General features: G+C 74.5%; 12 protein-coding genes. 7 read left to right on the top strand and 5 right to left on the bottom strand.

Annotation, left to right across the window (positions count from 1 at the left end; genetic code table 11):
* Nucleotides 1-107: 107 nt before the first annotated feature.
* The 3 genes from xylB to I3F54_RS04495 all read left to right on the top strand — a co-directional run bounded on the left by xylB (nt 108) and on the right by I3F54_RS04495 (nt 4,470).
* Complete coding sequence (xylB, locus tag I3F54_RS04485; protein ID WP_240117251.1) at nt 108-1,574, top strand: xylulokinase; 1,467 nt, start codon at nt 108-110, stop codon at nt 1,572-1,574.
* A gap of 8 nt (nt 1,575-1,582) precedes the next feature.
* On the top strand, nt 1,583-2,791 hold the full coding sequence (locus tag I3F54_RS04490) for an ROK family transcriptional regulator (RefSeq protein WP_240117252.1): 1,209 nt from the start codon (nt 1,583-1,585) through the stop codon (nt 2,789-2,791).
* Between the two features lie 422 nt (nt 2,792-3,213).
* Nucleotides 3,214-4,470: a phosphodiester glycosidase family protein gene (locus I3F54_RS04495; RefSeq protein ID WP_240117253.1), complete on the top strand. Its 1,257-nt coding sequence runs from the start codon at nt 3,214-3,216 to the stop codon at nt 4,468-4,470.
* A 150-nt stretch (nt 4,471-4,620) separates the two neighbouring features.
* Here the strand turns inward: I3F54_RS04495 and I3F54_RS04500 are convergent, their stop codons facing one another.
* The 5 genes from I3F54_RS04500 to I3F54_RS04520 all read right to left on the bottom strand — a co-directional run bounded on the left by I3F54_RS04500 (nt 4,621) and on the right by I3F54_RS04520 (nt 8,995).
* Complete coding sequence (locus I3F54_RS04500) at nt 4,621-4,815, bottom strand: hypothetical protein (RefSeq protein WP_240117254.1); 195 nt, start codon at nt 4,813-4,815, stop codon at nt 4,621-4,623.
* Between the two features lie 291 nt (nt 4,816-5,106).
* Nucleotides 5,107-6,192: an acyl-CoA dehydrogenase family protein gene (locus I3F54_RS04505; RefSeq protein WP_240117255.1), complete on the bottom strand. Its 1,086-nt coding sequence runs from the start codon at nt 6,190-6,192 to the stop codon at nt 5,107-5,109.
* A complete protein-coding gene (locus I3F54_RS04510; RefSeq protein WP_240117256.1) occupies nt 6,189-7,370 on the bottom strand; it encodes an acyl-CoA dehydrogenase family protein in 1,182 nt (393 codons plus the stop codon). The genes I3F54_RS04505 and I3F54_RS04510 overlap by 4 nt, the downstream gene beginning before the upstream one ends.
* Nucleotides 7,367-8,338 carry an NADPH:quinone oxidoreductase family protein gene (locus I3F54_RS04515; RefSeq protein WP_240117257.1) on the bottom strand — a complete coding sequence of 324 codons (972 nt, stop codon included), beginning with the start codon at nt 8,336-8,338 and terminating at the stop codon, nt 7,367-7,369. The genes I3F54_RS04510 and I3F54_RS04515 overlap by 4 nt, the downstream gene beginning before the upstream one ends.
* Nucleotides 8,339-8,422: 84 nt before the next feature.
* Nucleotides 8,423-8,995, bottom strand: coding sequence for a helix-turn-helix domain-containing protein (locus tag I3F54_RS04520; RefSeq protein ID WP_240117258.1), 573 nt, complete (start codon nt 8,993-8,995; stop codon nt 8,423-8,425).
* A 264-nt stretch (nt 8,996-9,259) separates the two neighbouring features.
* On the opposite strand from I3F54_RS04520, the gene I3F54_RS04525 reads away from it, so the two are divergent.
* The 4 genes from I3F54_RS04525 to I3F54_RS04540 all read left to right on the top strand — a co-directional run bounded on the left by I3F54_RS04525 (nt 9,260) and on the right by I3F54_RS04540 (nt 13,844).
* On the top strand, nt 9,260-10,246 hold the full coding sequence (locus I3F54_RS04525) for an NAD(P)/FAD-dependent oxidoreductase (RefSeq protein WP_240117362.1): 987 nt from the start codon (nt 9,260-9,262) through the stop codon (nt 10,244-10,246).
* Between the two features lie 124 nt (nt 10,247-10,370).
* Entirely contained in the window at nt 10,371-11,909 is a 1,539-nt protein-coding gene (locus I3F54_RS04530; RefSeq protein WP_240117259.1) for an ATP-dependent DNA ligase, read from the top strand.
* Nucleotides 11,906-12,373, top strand: a complete 468-nt coding sequence (locus tag I3F54_RS04535; RefSeq protein WP_240117260.1) for an NUDIX domain-containing protein — start codon at nt 11,906-11,908, stop codon at nt 12,371-12,373. Before I3F54_RS04530 ends, I3F54_RS04535 begins: the two co-directional genes overlap by 4 nt.
* 76 nt (nt 12,374-12,449) lie before the next feature.
* Nucleotides 12,450-13,844, top strand: a complete 1,395-nt coding sequence (locus I3F54_RS04540; RefSeq protein WP_240117261.1) for an NADP-dependent succinic semialdehyde dehydrogenase — start codon at nt 12,450-12,452, stop codon at nt 13,842-13,844.
* Nucleotides 13,845-13,852: the final 8 nt, after the last annotated feature.

The raw sequence follows: 13,852 nt of genomic DNA on the forward strand, positions 1-13,852 counted from the left end.
TTGCTTGCTCCGGCTATTTCGTCATGGCAGTTTACAAATTAGTGGGAGAGCGCTTCTCTGGGAAGACAGATCCCGCAGAGCCGCGCAAAAAGTTGAGGGAGAGCCCGATGTCAGCAGCCGAGGGACCACTCGTCGTCGGCGTGGACTCGTCCACCCAGTCCACGAAGGCGCTGGTGGTCGACGCCGCCACCGGGCAGGTCGTCGCCGGTGGCCAGGCGCCGCACACCGTGTCGTCCGGAGCGGGCCGGGAGAGCGACCCGCGCCAGTGGTGGGACGCGCTGTGCGGGGCACTGCGCCAGTGCGGTGACGCCGCGCGCGAGGCCGCCGCGGTATCGATCGGCGGCCAGCAGCACGGCCTGGTCACGCTCGACGCCCGGGGCGAGCCGGTCCGGCCGGCGCTGCTGTGGAACGACGTGCGCTCCGCGCCGCAGGCCATCCGGCTGACCGGGGAACTGGGCGGGGTGAAGGCCTGGGCGGAGCGCACGGGCAGCGTCCCCGGCGCCTCCTTCACCGTCACGAAGTGGGCGTGGCTGAGCGAGCACGAGCCCGAGGCGGTCCGCGCGACGAAGGCCGTGCGCCTCCCCCACGACTACCTCACCGAACGCCTCACGGGCCAGGGCACGACCGATCGCGGCGACGCCTCCGGCACCGGTTGGTGGGCGTCCCGGACCGGGGCGTACGACGAGGAGGTTCTGGCGCACGTGGGCCTGGACCGGGCGTTGCTGCCCCGGGTGGTGCAGCCCGGTGAGATCGCCGGCACCGTCCGCGACAGCCACGACCTGCCCTTCTCCAAGGGAACCCTGGTCGCCCCGGGCACCGGCGACAACGCCGCCGCCGCACTGGGCCTGGGGCTGCGCCCGGGCACACCCGTGATGAGTCTGGGCACGTCGGGCACGGTGTACGCGGTCTCCCGGCGGCGCCCCGTCGACCCGACCGGCACGGTGGCCGGCTTCGCCGACGCGCGCGGCGACTGGTTGCCGCTGGCCTGCACCCTGAACTGCACGCTAGCCGTGGACCGCGTCGCCGCCCTGCTCGGCCGGGACCGCGAAGCGGTGGAGCCCTCCGCCGGCGTCACGTTCCTGCCCTACCTGGACGGCGAACGCACCCCGAACCTGCCGGACGCCACCGGACTGCTGCACGGCCTGCGCCACGACACCACCGCGGGCCAGCTGCTGCAGGCCGCCTACGACGGCGCCGTGCACGCGCTCCTCGGCGCGCTCGACCTGGTCCTCGACGCGGACGCGGACCCCACGGCGCCGTTGCTGCTGATCGGCGGCGGCGCCCGCGGAACGGCATGGCGGCAGACGGTGCGGCGGCTGTCCGGGCGCCCGGTGCAGATCCCGGAGGCCCGGGAACCGGTCGCGCTGGGCGCCGCGGCACAGGCCGCCGGACTGCTGACGGGCGAGGACCCAGCGGCGATCGCCCGGCGTTGGAACACCGCGAACGGACCCGTGCTGGAGGCCGTGGAGCGGGACGAGGCGGCGCTGGCCAGGATCTCCGGGGTACTCTCCGACGCGACCCCGCTGCTGATGCGGGGCACGGCAGCCCGCCGAGGGACATCGACCGAGGACTGAGTTCAGGCATGACCGCACCGCTGCACGAGGCCCGCCCGGCGGCTCCCGCACGCGCTCTGCCCGACACGCAGCAGGGCATGCGCCGACGCAACCTGGCCCGGGTGATGCACGCCGTGAGCGCCGAGGGCCCGTTGTCCCGTGCCGCCGTCGCCTCGCACATCGGACTCACCCGTGCCGCGGTCTCGACCCTCGTCGACGAACTCGTACGCTCGGGGCTGCTGGAGGAGCTGGGCCCGGAGCGTCCCGGCCGGGTGGGCCGGCCCGGCTCCGCGCTCGCCGTCAGCGGGCACGGACCCGCAGGGACCGGCGCCGAGATCGGGGTCGACCACCTCGCCGTGTGCGCCGTGGACCTGCGCGGGCAGGTACGGGCGCGTGCCGTACGGCACGCCGACAACCGCGACCGCTCCCCCGGGGACGTGGCCGCGGACCTCACCGAACTGGTGCGGCAGGTCGTCGCCGAGATCGGCGGCGAGGATCTGTGGCCGGCGGGGCTCGCCGTCGCCGTGCCCGGTCTGGTCGCCCGCGACGCCCGCACCGTCGTCCACGCGCCGAACCTCGGCTGGCACGACACCGACCTCGGCGCCCTCCTCCCCGCGCGTCTGCCGCTGACCGTCGACAACGAGGCGAACTTCGGCGGCCTCGCCGAACTCTGGCTGGGCGAGGCCGCCCCACGCGACTTCCTGCACGTCTCGGCCGAGATCGGCATCGGTGCGGCCGTCGTCGTGGACGGACGACTGCTGCGCGGAACGCGGGGCTTCGCGGGCGAGCTGGGGCATGTGCCGGTCCGGCCCGACGGGCCGCCGTGCGCGTGCGGCGGACGGGGCTGCCTGGAGCAGTACGCCGGCGAGGAGGCGGTGCTGCGCGCGGCCGGCCTGGCCGCGGCCGGGAACCGGGTGGAGGTGCTGGCCGGCCTCGCCGCCGAGGGCGAGGAGACCGTACGGCAGGCTCTGGACGACGCCGGCGTGGCGCTCGGCATCGCGCTGACCGGGGCGGTCAACCTCCTCGACCCCGAGGCGGTCGTGCTCGGCGGCGCGCTGGCCGGACTCGCGCCGTGGCTGCTGCCGTCCCTGCGAGCGGAGCTGGCCCGGCGGACGGCCGGGCCGGCCTGCCCGGTGTCCGTGTCCACGCTGGGGTCGGACGGGCCGTTGCTGGGCGCCGCGCACTCGGTGGTGCGGGGCGTCCTCGACGATCCGGCTGCGGTGGCCGCACCCGCGTGATCCGCGAGCCGCCCGCGGTCTCACACTCGGCGGCATCCGCGACGTCCCCGCGCACCCCGCGACGGTCCGGCCCTCCACAACGGGCGGGCCGACCGCGGGTTCGACCTGATCCGGCCGTCAGCCGCCGGCCGCGGCCAGGGCGGCGGCGCACTGCTCGTCCGTCACGGATCAGGGGCACACAGGGCATCGGCGCTTCGGCGGGCCGGGACGAGGGCTGCCCGGACGTGTCGCTCGCCTTCGACGCACCCGCGCCACCCCGCCGACGACGTAAGACCGACTGACCGGGCGACGCCCCACCGTCCGACAGGCGGCATGCGCTCACCCTTTCCGGTGGCACCGGCACGCGGCTTCCGCGCCACGCATCGTGTTCTGCTGCACTTCCCCTGAGACCCGGGTCATGTGACGACACCTCAGGGGCAACGATGACGCTACGTCAAAGTCGGTTCGGCGCGGGCGCGGCGTCCGGCGCCTGCAGATCCGCGCTGACGATCCTCATGGCGCTCGGCGCACTGGCCGGTGCGGCCCCGGCGGGGGCGGCACCGGCCAGTGCGCTGCCCGGGGCCGTCGCCGTCGCACCGGGCGTGGAGTACGGGCAGTTCGACATCACGGGCGCCGCGGGCGTGGCCCACGCCCATGTGCTGAGCGTGGATCTGCGCGACCCGCGGGTACGCCTCGGCCTGCTGTACCCCGGGTCGGTGGCCGCACGCGCCCCCGTCTCCCGTCTGGCCGACGCCCAGGGTGCCGTGGCGGGGGTCAACGGGGACTTCTTCGACATCACGGAGACGCAGCATCCGGGCGTGGCGCCGACCGGCGCGAGTGTGGGCCCGGCGATCGCGGACGGCAGGGAGCTGAAGGCCGCGGTGCCGGACGGGCAGCGGTTCGGCCCCGCGCTGCCGCCGGGAACCGGGACCGAGGACGTGGTCGGTGTCGGCGCGGACGGGCGGGCCCGGATGGGCGGCCTCACCCTCGACGGCACCGTCGGCACGCCCGAGGGTCTGCTGCCGCTGGGCGGGCTGAACCAGTACGCGCTGCCGTTCGGCTCCATCGGCGCCTTCACCTCGGACTGGGGTGAGGTCTCCCGGGCACGTGCCGTGTGCGGTACGGACACCGACCGGGCCGCGCCGTGCAGCACCGACACCTACGAGGTGACCGTGCAGGACGGCCGTGTGGTCGCCGCGGCCGGCGCCCCCGGAAGCGGCGCCATCCCTTCGGACACCACCGTGCTCGTGGGCCGGGAGGCGGGTGCACAGCAGTTGCGGAAGCTGTCCGAGGGCGAGCAGGTGACGGTACGGCACCGGCTGGTGGCCACGGACTCCCCGCTGCCGTACGGTTTCGCGCTCGGGGGCTGTCCGCTGCTGGCCGGCGGCGAGCCGCTGGCTGGTCTGGACGATCGGACGGCCGCGGTGCGGACGGCCGTCGGCATCGCCGACGGCGGATGGCGCGTGCTGCTGCTCGCCCTGGACGGTGCGCCCGCGTACCGCGCCGGACTGACGATCGCCGAGGTCGCCAACGCCCTGCGCGGCCTGGGTGCGCAGGACGGCTTCGGCCTGGACGGCGGAGGGTCCTCCACGCTCGTCGCCCGCGAGCCGGGCGCGACGGCGGTCTCCGTCCGCAATCATCCCTCCGGGGGCACCGAGCGGGCGGTCCCGAACGGCATCGGCGTCTTCACCGCCGGGTGACCCGGGCCCCTCGCGGCAGCCACCGTGCGGGCCGCCGGGAACCTGCCGGCCGGCGGGCGTCCCCGCCCCCGCCCGCCGCGGGACCGCCCGGCCGACGAACGGTCCGGCGGCCCACCACCGGCCCGCCGTGCGGGCGACCCGGTCACCGGGTCAGGGCCGCAGGCTGGAGACGATGTCCGCAGTGGCCGTGAGACCGCTGTGGATGGTGGGCGCGATGCTGCTGCTCGCCAGGTAGAAGCCGAGCAGCAGGCAGACCAGCGCGTGGGAGAACTTCAGTCCCCCGTTGCGCAGGAAGACCACCGCCAGAATCAGGAGCAGCACCACCACAGAGATGGACACGGCCATCGTCAACCTCCTCCGCCACGCCGGCACGTCCGGTTCACGGCGTCCGGCCGCAAGTGTGGCGTAGCGAAGGGTTCGTCCGGGCGGCTGACTTGTCCCCCGAACGTGTGGTGTCCCCGCGGACCGGCCGGTGCGCGGAACCGACTTGGTGCCGACGGGGCGGGCGGCGCGCCCCGCATCCCGCACCGAACCCCGCCCATCCGGCTCCCCCGCTCCTCCGGCTCCCGCACGCGGCACGAGAAGGCCCGCCCGGAGTCGCCGGACGGGCCCCTCGCAGACGTCACCGGACGGACGTCAGGGGGCGCGGAGGTCGACCAGTTCGGCCAGCGCCCCGCGATGGGCGCCCGCGGTGCCGTACGCGATCGAGTCGGCCTTGGCGCGCTTCAGATGGAGGTGGACCGGGTGCTCCCAGGTCATACCGATGCCGCCGTGCAGTTGCAGCGCCTCCTCCAGGGCGCGGACGGCAACCGGGCCGGCGTAGGCCTGGGCGACCGCCACCGCCACGTCGGTGTCGTCCCCGGTCGTCAGGGCGTCGGCGGCGTTGCGGGCGGCGGCACGGAGACCGGCGACCTCCAGCCACAGCTCGGCGAGCCGGTGCTTGAGGGCCTGGAAGCCTCCGACGGGCCGGTTGAACTGCTTGCGCTCCTTCAGATAGCCGACCGTCTCGGTCAGCGCCCAGTCGGCGAGACCGAGTTGCTCGGAGGCGAGCAGGCCGGCGCCTGCGCGCAGGGCGCGGCGTACGGCCGGTGCGGCGTCGCCGAGGCGGCGCGCGCCCGTGGCACCGTCCAGGACCACCCGGGCCACCGGACGGGTCAGGTCCAGCGACGTCTGGGGGACGACGGTCGCGCTGCCGGCGGACAGCGCGTACAGCCCGCCGTCGTCCGCGGGGACGAGCAGCAGGTCGGCGAAGGCCGCGTCCGCGATGCCGGTCAGCTCCCCGTGCAGCGCGCCGTCCTCGGTCCGCACCGTCGGGAAGGAGGCACCGGGAGCCGTGTGCAGGGAGACACAGAGCGCGCCTACGGCGGTCCCGGTCGCCATCGGGGACAGCAGGTCGTCCGCTCCGCACTCCAGCAGCGCCTCGGTGGCCACCACGGCACTCGTCAGGAACGGCACGGGCGCGGCCCACCGGCCCAGTTCCTCCAGGACGACGGCGGCCTCCCGGTGCGTGGCACCCTGGCCGTCCAGTTCCTCGGGGATCAGCAGGCCCGCCAGGCCCATGCCTTCCGTGAGCGCCTTCCAGGCCGCGCCGTCGTGCGGCGCGTCCGACTCCGTACGGGCGATCAGCCCGGCCGCGTCGCAGTGGTCCGCGAGCAGGTCCCGCACGGCGGCGCGCAGCGCCTCTTCCTCCTCCGTGTACAGCAGGTCGGGCTGGGTGCTCATCGGGCCAGGTCCTTCCAGGCGACGTCCTTGTCGGTGCGCGGTTCGGCGGGCAGGCCGAGGACGCGTTCGGCGACGATGTTCAGCAGGACCTCGCTGGTCCCGCCCTCGATGCTGTTGCCCTTGGAGCGCAGGTAGCGGTAGCCGGCCTCGCGGCCGGTGAAGTCGACCAGCTCCGGGCGGCGCATGGTCCAGTCGTCGTACAGCAGGCCCTCCTCGCCGAGGAGTTCCACCTCCAGGCCGCTGATCTCCTGGTTGAGGCGGGCGAAGGCGAGCTTCATGCCGGAGCCCTCGGGGCCGGGCTGGCCGACGGCGAGTTGCTGGCGCAGTCTTTCGCCGGTGAGGCGGACGACCTCGGCCTCCACCCAGAGCTTCAGCAGTTGCTGGTGCAGGTCGTGGGTGCGCAGTTCGGGACGCTCCCGCCAGGTGGCGGAGACCGGGCCGATCATGCCGCCCTCGCGGGGGACGCGCATGCCGCCGATGGAGACGCGCTCGTTCATCAGGGTCGTCTGCGCGACGCGCCAGCCGTCGCCGGTCTCGCCGAGACGGCGGTCGTCGGGGATGCGGACGTCGGTGAGGAAGACCTCGTTGAACTCGGCCTCGCCGGTGATCTGCCTCAGCGGGCGGACCTCGACGCCCGGGTCGGTCATGTCACAGACGAAGTAGGTGATGCCCCGGTGCTTGGGCACGTCCGGGTCGGTGCGGGCGATGAGGATGGCCCAGCGCGCCAGGTGGGCGCTGGACGTCCACACCTTCTGCCCGTTGACCACCCAGGTGTCGCCCTCGCGCACGGCGCGCGTGCCCAGCGCGGCCAGGTCGGAGCCGGCACCGGGCTCGCTGAAGAGCTGGCACCAGACCTCCTCCCCGGTCCACAGGGGCCTGAGGTAGCGGCGCTTCTGCTCCTCGGTGCCGTAGCGCAGGATGGTCGGCGCGGCCATGCCGAGGCCGATGCCGATGCGCCGCGGGTCGTTGCCGGGGGCGCCCGCGGCCTGGAGTTCGGCGTCCACGACGGCCTGGAGGGTGCGTGAGGCCCCCAGTCCGCCGAGCCCCTCGGGGAAGTGCACCCAGGCCAGTCCCGCATCGAACCGGGCGCGCAGGAAGTCCAGGCGGCCGGTGGCGGCGGGCGGGTGGGCGGCCAGGAACTCCCTGGTCCGGCTGCGTAGTTCCTCGGCGTCGGTCATGCCGCGGCTCCCTTCTCCGGGACGACGGCCACCCGGCCGGTCGTCACGCCGTCCGCGACGCGCTGCACGGCGCTCGCCGCGGCGTCCAGCGGCACGCGCTCGCTCACCAGCGGCCTGACGGCGCCCCGGGCGGCCAGCTCGGTGAGCTGTTCGTGGCAGTGCACGATCAGCTTCGGGTTCTTGGTGTTGTACAGGCCCCAGTGGAGGCCGAGGATCGAGTAGTTCTTGACCAGGGCGTGGTTCAGGGCCGGGCTGGGGATGGTACCGCTGGCGAAGCCGACGACGACGATCCGGCCCTCGAAGGCGACGACCTTGGCGGACTGGGCGTAGGCCGAGCCGCCGACCGGGTCGTAGACGACGTCCGCGCCCCGGCCCGCGGTGGCGTCCTTCACCGCGGCGACGACATCCTCGCTGCGGCGGTCGATCACGACGTCGCAGCCGAGTTCCCGGGCGACGGTGGCCTTCTCGGCGCCGCCGACGACGCCGATGACGGTCGCGCCGGCCGCCTTGCCCAGTTGCACGGCCGCGCTGCCGACCCCTCCGGCGGCGGCGTGGACCAGCAGGGTCTCGCCGGCTTCCAGGTGGGCCCGGCGGTGCAGGCCGAACCAGCCCGTCTGGTAGCCGATGTGCAGGGCGGCGGCCTCGGCGTCGTCCAGCGTCCCGGGCGCCGGCAGGAGGGCGGCGGCGTCGGCGACGGCGTACTCGGCGAAACCGCCGTGGGGCAGGGCCGGATTGGCGATCACGCGGCGCCCGTCCTCGGTCTCACCGCAGATCTCCACACCGGGCGTGAACGGCAGCGGGGGCCGGACCTGGTACTGGCCCCGGCACAGCAGCGCGTCCGGGAAGTTGATGTTGGCGGCGCGCACCTTGAGCAGGACCTGGCCGTCACCGGGCGTGGGCCGCTCGACGTCCTCGAGTCGCATCACCTCGCCCGGCTCGCCGTTCACGTGCACTTGCCATGCCTGCATGCGGTGCCTCCACGCGACTGCTTCGTCCGACGGGTTCACGGCATACTAAGCAGTCGCTTGCCCATCAGGGAACAGTCGCGTGGGTCACGTGCGCGCCGGCCGCGCGCGGACGTGCATCCGCTCCCCCTGCGGCCCGAACAGGCTGAGGAACTCCACGGGCCCCTCACCGGTCGAACCGAACCAGTGCGGCACCCGGGTGTCGAACTCCGCGGCCTCCCCGGCGGTGAGCACCACGTCGTGCTCACCGAGCACCAGCCGCAACTTCCCGGACAGCACGTACAGCCACTCGTACCCCTCGTGGGTGCGCGGGTCGGGCTCCGCCCTGCGCCGCGGTTCGACCATCTTGTAGGCCTGGAGCCCGCCCGGCTGCCGGGTCAGCGGGAACACCGTCCGCCCGCCCCGCCGGATCGGCTCGGCCCGCACCCTCGGGTCCCCCGCGGCGGGCGCGCCGACCAGTTCGTCCAGCGGGAGGCCGTGGGCCCGGGCGATCGGCAGCAGCAGTTCCAGGCCCGGCCTGCGCAGACCGGACTCCAGCCGCGACAGGGTGCTGACGGAGATGCCGGTCGCCGCGGACAGCGCCGCCAGCGTCACCTCCCGCTCCTTGCGTATCCGCCGCAGTCTGGGGCCGACGCCCGCGAGTACCTCGTCCGTGGTCATGGGCGTATTGCAGGTTCGGCAACATCGTTTGTCAATCCCGCGGCGTCCGGGCGAGCCTCTCCGGAGGAGGTGGTCAGCATGGCGGAGGCAGACGGCCCGACCGGGCCCGACGGCTCGGGCGCACCGCACGGCCCGACCGGAACGCACCGCGAGAACGAGACACACCGCACGACACGACCGCACCCCGCGGACGAACCGCGCGACGCGGCCGAACCACACCGCACGACGGGAGCGCACCGCATGGCTGGAACCCACGACACGGCAATGGCCCGAGACACGACCGACGCGCAGCCCGGGGCCGGCCGGTACGAGGTGATCATCGTGGGAGGCGGAGCAGCCGGGCTGTCCGCCGCACTCGTCCTGGGTCGGGCGCGGCGCCGCACCCTGGTCATCGACGCGGGCGAGCCGCGCAACGCGCCCGCGGCACACATGCAGGGCTTTCTGTCGCGGGACGGGATGCCTCCCGCGCAGTTCCTGGCCGTGGGGCGCGAGGAGGTCGCCCGCTACGGCGTGGAACTGCTCCGCGACCGCGCGGTGGAGGTGAGCCGGTCCGACGGGGGCACGGTCTTCACCGTGACCCTGGCGGGCGGCCGGTCGGCCCGATCGCGGCACGTGGTGGTGGCGACCGGGCTCACGGACGAGCTGCCCGCCGTTCCCGGCGTCGCCGAGCGGTTCGGGCGGGACGTCCTCCACTGCCCCTACTGCCACGGTTGGGAGGTGCGTGACCAGGCGTTCGGGGTGCTCGCGACGAGCCCCCTGAGCGCGCACCAGGCACTGATGGTCACCCAGTGGTCCAAGGACGTGACGCTGTTCCTGCACACGGTCGCCGAGCAGGAACTCGCCGACGAGGACCGGCGGCGCCTGGCGGTGGCCGGAGTGACGGTCGTACCGGGCGAGGTGGCCGGGATCGTGACCGAGGACGATCGCCTGACCGGGGTGCGGCTGGCCGACGGGACGGTGCACCGGCGCGAGGTCGTGTTCACGGCGCCGCGCGCCGTCCCGCACACGGGCCTGCTGGAGAGCCTGGGAGCCGAGATGCGGGACACCCCGTCCGGCGCGTACCCGGTGGTCGACGAACGGGGCCTGACGAGCGTGCCGGGGCTCTGGGCGGCGGGCAACGCGACCGGCTTCACCGAACAGGTGGTCAACGCGGCGAGCCGCGGCTACCGGGCGGGCGCGGCGATCAACGGGGAGCTGCTGTTCACCGACCTGGACGCGGTCGTACAGGCCGAGCCGGCCCAGCAGGGCTGAGCGGAGGCCGGCCCTCGCCCGGAAGCGGCACAGGCGTCGACACGGCAGAGGCGGCCCGGGGCGCACCCCGACCCGCCCGCGTGGCCCGGGTGTGCCCCGGGCCACGGCGTTGCACCATGGCTGCATGCTGCTGCACCGGCTCGCCGAGGTCTCCGGGGAGGTCGCCGCGACCGCCGCGCGCTCCCGCAAGACGGCCCTGCTCGCCGAGTTGTTCGGGGACGCGGAGGCCGACGACGTGCCCATCGTGATCCCGTATCTGGCCGGGCGGCTGCCGCAGGGACGGCTCGGGGTCGGCTGGAAGGTTCTCGGCCGCCCGGTCCCCCCGGCCACCGCACCCTCCCTCACGGTCCGTGAGGTCGACGCGCGCCTCACCGAGCTGGACAAGGTGTCGGGGCCCGGGTCCCAGGCGGAGCGGTCCCGGATCGTCGGCGAGCTGATGGGCGCGGCCACCGCGAGCGAGCAGCGCTTCCTGCTCGGCCTGCTCACGGGCGAGGTGCGGCAGGGCGCCCTGGACGCCGTCGCCGTGGAGGGGCTGGCCCGGGCGACCGGTGCGGACCCGGCGGCGGTCCGCCGCGCCGTGATGCTGGCCGGTTCGCTCCAGACGGTGGCGCGGTCGCTGCTCGCCGACGGGCCCGAGGCGCTGGAGGGATTCCGGCTGACCGTCGGCCGCCCGGTGCTGCCGATGCTGGCGCACAGCGCCTCCTCGGTCGCCGAGGCGGTGGAGAAGCTGGGCGCCTGCGCGGTGGAGGAGAAGCTGGACGGCATCCGGGTGCAGGTCCACCGGGACGGGGACACGGTGCGGATCCACACCCGCACCCTGGACGACATCACCGACCGGCTGCCGGAGGTCTGCGCCGCCGCTCTGGGGCTGGCCGGCGAGCGGTTCGTCCTGGACGGCGAGGTGGTCTCCTTCGACGCGGACGGCAGGCCCCGTTCCTTCCAGGAGACGGCGGGCCGGGTCGGCTCCCGGGTGGACGTGGCGCGGGCGGCCGCGGAGGTGCCCGTGGCCCCGGTCTTCTTCGACGTGCTGTCGGCCGGCGGGCGGGACCTGCTGGACCTGCCCCTCGCCGAACGGCACGCGACGCTGGCGCGGCTGGTACCGGAGCCGATGCGGGTGCGCCGCACGGTGGCCTCGGGCACCGGGGACACCACCGAGGCGGAACGGTTCCTCGCCGAGGCCCTGGCCCGTGGGCACGAGGGCGTCGTCGTCAAGGCGCTGGACGCCCCCTACAGCGCGGGACGGCGCGGCGCGGCCTGGCTGAAGGTCAAACCCGTCCACACCCTCGACCTGGTGGTCCTGGCCGCCGAGTGGGGCCACGGCCGCCGCACGGGCCGGCTGTCCAACCTCCATCTGGGCGCCCGCACCGCCGACGAAGGCTTCGCCATGCTCGGCAAGACGTTCAAGGGCATGACCGACGCGATGCTGGCCTGGCAGACCGAGCGCCTGGGGCGGCTCGCCGTCGAGGACGACGGCCGTGTGGTCACCGTGCGCCCCGAGCTGGTCGTCGAGATCGCCTACGACGGGCTGCAGCGCTCCACCCGATACCCGGCCGGCGTCACCCTCCGTTTCGCCCGCGTGGTCCGCTACCGGGAGGACAAGCGGCCCGAGGACGCCGACACGGTCGCCGGGCTGCTCGCCGCCCACCCGGAGGTACGGCCGTGACGACACCGCGGCGGAGTGCGGGACTGCTGCTGTTCCGGCGCACGGGGGACGGCCTCGACGTGCTCCTCGGCCACATGGGCGGCCCGTTCTTCGCCCGCCGCGACGCCGGGGCCTGGACGATCCCGAAGGGCGAGTACGAGGACGGGGAGACGCCCTGGGACGCGGCCCGACGGGAGTTCCGGGAGGAACTCGGCCTGGAGCCGCCCGACGGCACCGCCGTCGCGCTCGGCGAGGTGCGGCAGAGGAACGGCAAGCTGGTCACGGCCTGGGCGATGGAGGCCGACCTGGACCCTGCGGCGGTCGTGCCCGGCACCTTCCGGATGGAGTGGCCGCCGCGATCGGGGCGGCTGCGGGAGTTCCCCGAGCTGGACCGGGTCGCCTGGTTCGGCCTGGACCGGGCGCGCACGGTGATCGTCAGCGCCCAGGCGGCGTTTCTCGACCGCTTGGCGGAGCACTCGCCCTGACAGGACGTCCACGCGTTGCGGTGGCCCGCGCGGCGCGCGAAGGTCGAAGCACAGCCCGCTCCCAGGGAGGTCGGTCATGCCCATCGCGACGGTGAATCCGGCGAACGGCGAGACGCTCAGGACGTACGAGGCCATGGGCGAGGAGGAACTCGAACGCCGGCTCCGGCTCGCCGAGGCCACCTTCCGCACCTACCGGACCAGCACCTTCGCCGAACGCGCCGGTCTGCTCCACCGGGCCGCGGACCTCCTCGACGAGGACGTGCAGGACGCCGCCCGGATGCTGACCACCGAGATGGGCAAGCCCATCCGGCAGGCGCGGGCCGAGGTCGCCAAGTGCGCCAGGGCGATGCGCTGGTACGCCGACCACGCCGAGGCGCTCCTCGCCGACGAGGAGCCCGCGGAGTCCGACGTCCGGGAATCCGGCGCCCTTCGGGTCCGCGTCCGCTACCGCCCCCTGGGCCCGGTGCTGGCCGTGATGCCGTGGAACTTCCCGCTGTGGCAGGTGATCCGCTTCGCCGCGCCCGCGCTGATGGCCGGCAACGTCGGTCTGCTCAAGCACGCCTCGAACGTGCCCCGGACCGCGCTGTACCTGGAGGACCTGTTCCACCGGGCGGGCTGCCCCGAGGGCTGTTTCCAGACCCTGCTGATCGGTTCCGCACAGGTCGACGAGATCCTGCGCGACGACCGTGTGAAGGCCGCCACCCTGACCGGCAGCGAGCCCGCCGGCCGGGCCGTCGCCGCCGCCTCCGGGGAAATGATCAAGAAGACGGTGCTGGAGCTCGGCGGCAGCGACCCGTTCGTCGTACTGCCCTCGGCCGACCTCGACCGGGCCGCGCAGGTCGCCGTGACGGCCCGCGTGCAGAACAACGGCCAGTCGTGCATCGCCGCGAAGCGGTTCATCGTGCACACCGACGTGTACGACGCCTTCACCGAACGGTTCGTCACCGGCATGAAGGCGCTCAGGGTCGGCGACCCGATGGACGAGGAGACCGACGTCGGCCCGCTGGCGAGCGAGCGGGGGCGGGACGACCTGGAGGAGCTGGTCGACGACGCCCTGAGAAGCGGCGCGACCGCGCTGTGCGGCGGACACCGGATCCGCCGGCCCGAACTGCCCGGCTGGTACTACCCGCCGACCGTGCTGGCCGGCGTCACCCGCGAGATGCGCATCCATCGCGAGGAGGCCTTCGGGCCCGCCGCCACCCTCTACCGTGCGGGCGACGTGGACGAGGCGGTGCTGATCGCCAACGACTCGCCCTTCGGGCTGAGTTCCAACGTGTGGACGCGCCAGGAGGCCGATGTGGACCGTTTCGTGCGGGACATGGAGGCGGGCAGCGTGTTCGTCAACGGGATGACCGCCTCCCATCCGGCGTTCCCGTTCGGCGGGGTCAAGAGGTCGGGGTACGGGCGTGAGCTGTCCGGGCACGGAATCCGGGAGTTCTGCAACATCACCACGGTTTGGCACGGTGCGTGAGCGCTCCG

The sequence above is a fragment of the Streptomyces sp. MUM 2J genome (assembly GCF_022414535.1).
Classification (GTDB): domain Bacteria; phylum Actinomycetota; class Actinomycetes; order Streptomycetales; family Streptomycetaceae; genus Streptomyces.

Excerpts from the sequence above, each read along its gene's own strand:
- xylB (WP_240117251.1), top strand. The coding sequence starts at position 108 with ATGTCAGCAGCCGAGGGACCACTCGTCGTCGGCGTGGACTCGTCCACC.
- I3F54_RS04490 (WP_240117252.1), top strand. The coding sequence starts at position 1,583 with ATGACCGCACCGCTGCACGAGGCCCGCCCGGCGGCTCCCGCACGCGCT.
- I3F54_RS04495 (WP_240117253.1), top strand. The coding sequence starts at position 3,214 with ATGACGCTACGTCAAAGTCGGTTCGGCGCGGGCGCGGCGTCCGGCGCC.
- I3F54_RS04500 (WP_240117254.1), bottom strand. The coding sequence starts at position 4,815 with ATGGCCGTGTCCATCTCTGTGGTGGTGCTGCTCCTGATTCTGGCGGTG.
- I3F54_RS04505 (WP_240117255.1), bottom strand. The coding sequence starts at position 6,192 with ATGAGCACCCAGCCCGACCTGCTGTACACGGAGGAGGAAGAGGCGCTG.
- I3F54_RS04510 (WP_240117256.1), bottom strand. The coding sequence starts at position 7,370 with ATGACCGACGCCGAGGAACTACGCAGCCGGACCAGGGAGTTCCTGGCC.
- I3F54_RS04515 (WP_240117257.1), bottom strand. The coding sequence starts at position 8,338 with ATGCAGGCATGGCAAGTGCACGTGAACGGCGAGCCGGGCGAGGTGATG.
- I3F54_RS04520 (WP_240117258.1), bottom strand. The coding sequence starts at position 8,995 with ATGACCACGGACGAGGTACTCGCGGGCGTCGGCCCCAGACTGCGGCGG.
- I3F54_RS04525 (WP_240117362.1), top strand. The coding sequence starts at position 9,260 with ATGGCCCGAGACACGACCGACGCGCAGCCCGGGGCCGGCCGGTACGAG.
- I3F54_RS04530 (WP_240117259.1), top strand. The coding sequence starts at position 10,371 with ATGCTGCTGCACCGGCTCGCCGAGGTCTCCGGGGAGGTCGCCGCGACC.
- I3F54_RS04540 (WP_240117261.1), top strand. The coding sequence starts at position 12,450 with ATGCCCATCGCGACGGTGAATCCGGCGAACGGCGAGACGCTCAGGACG.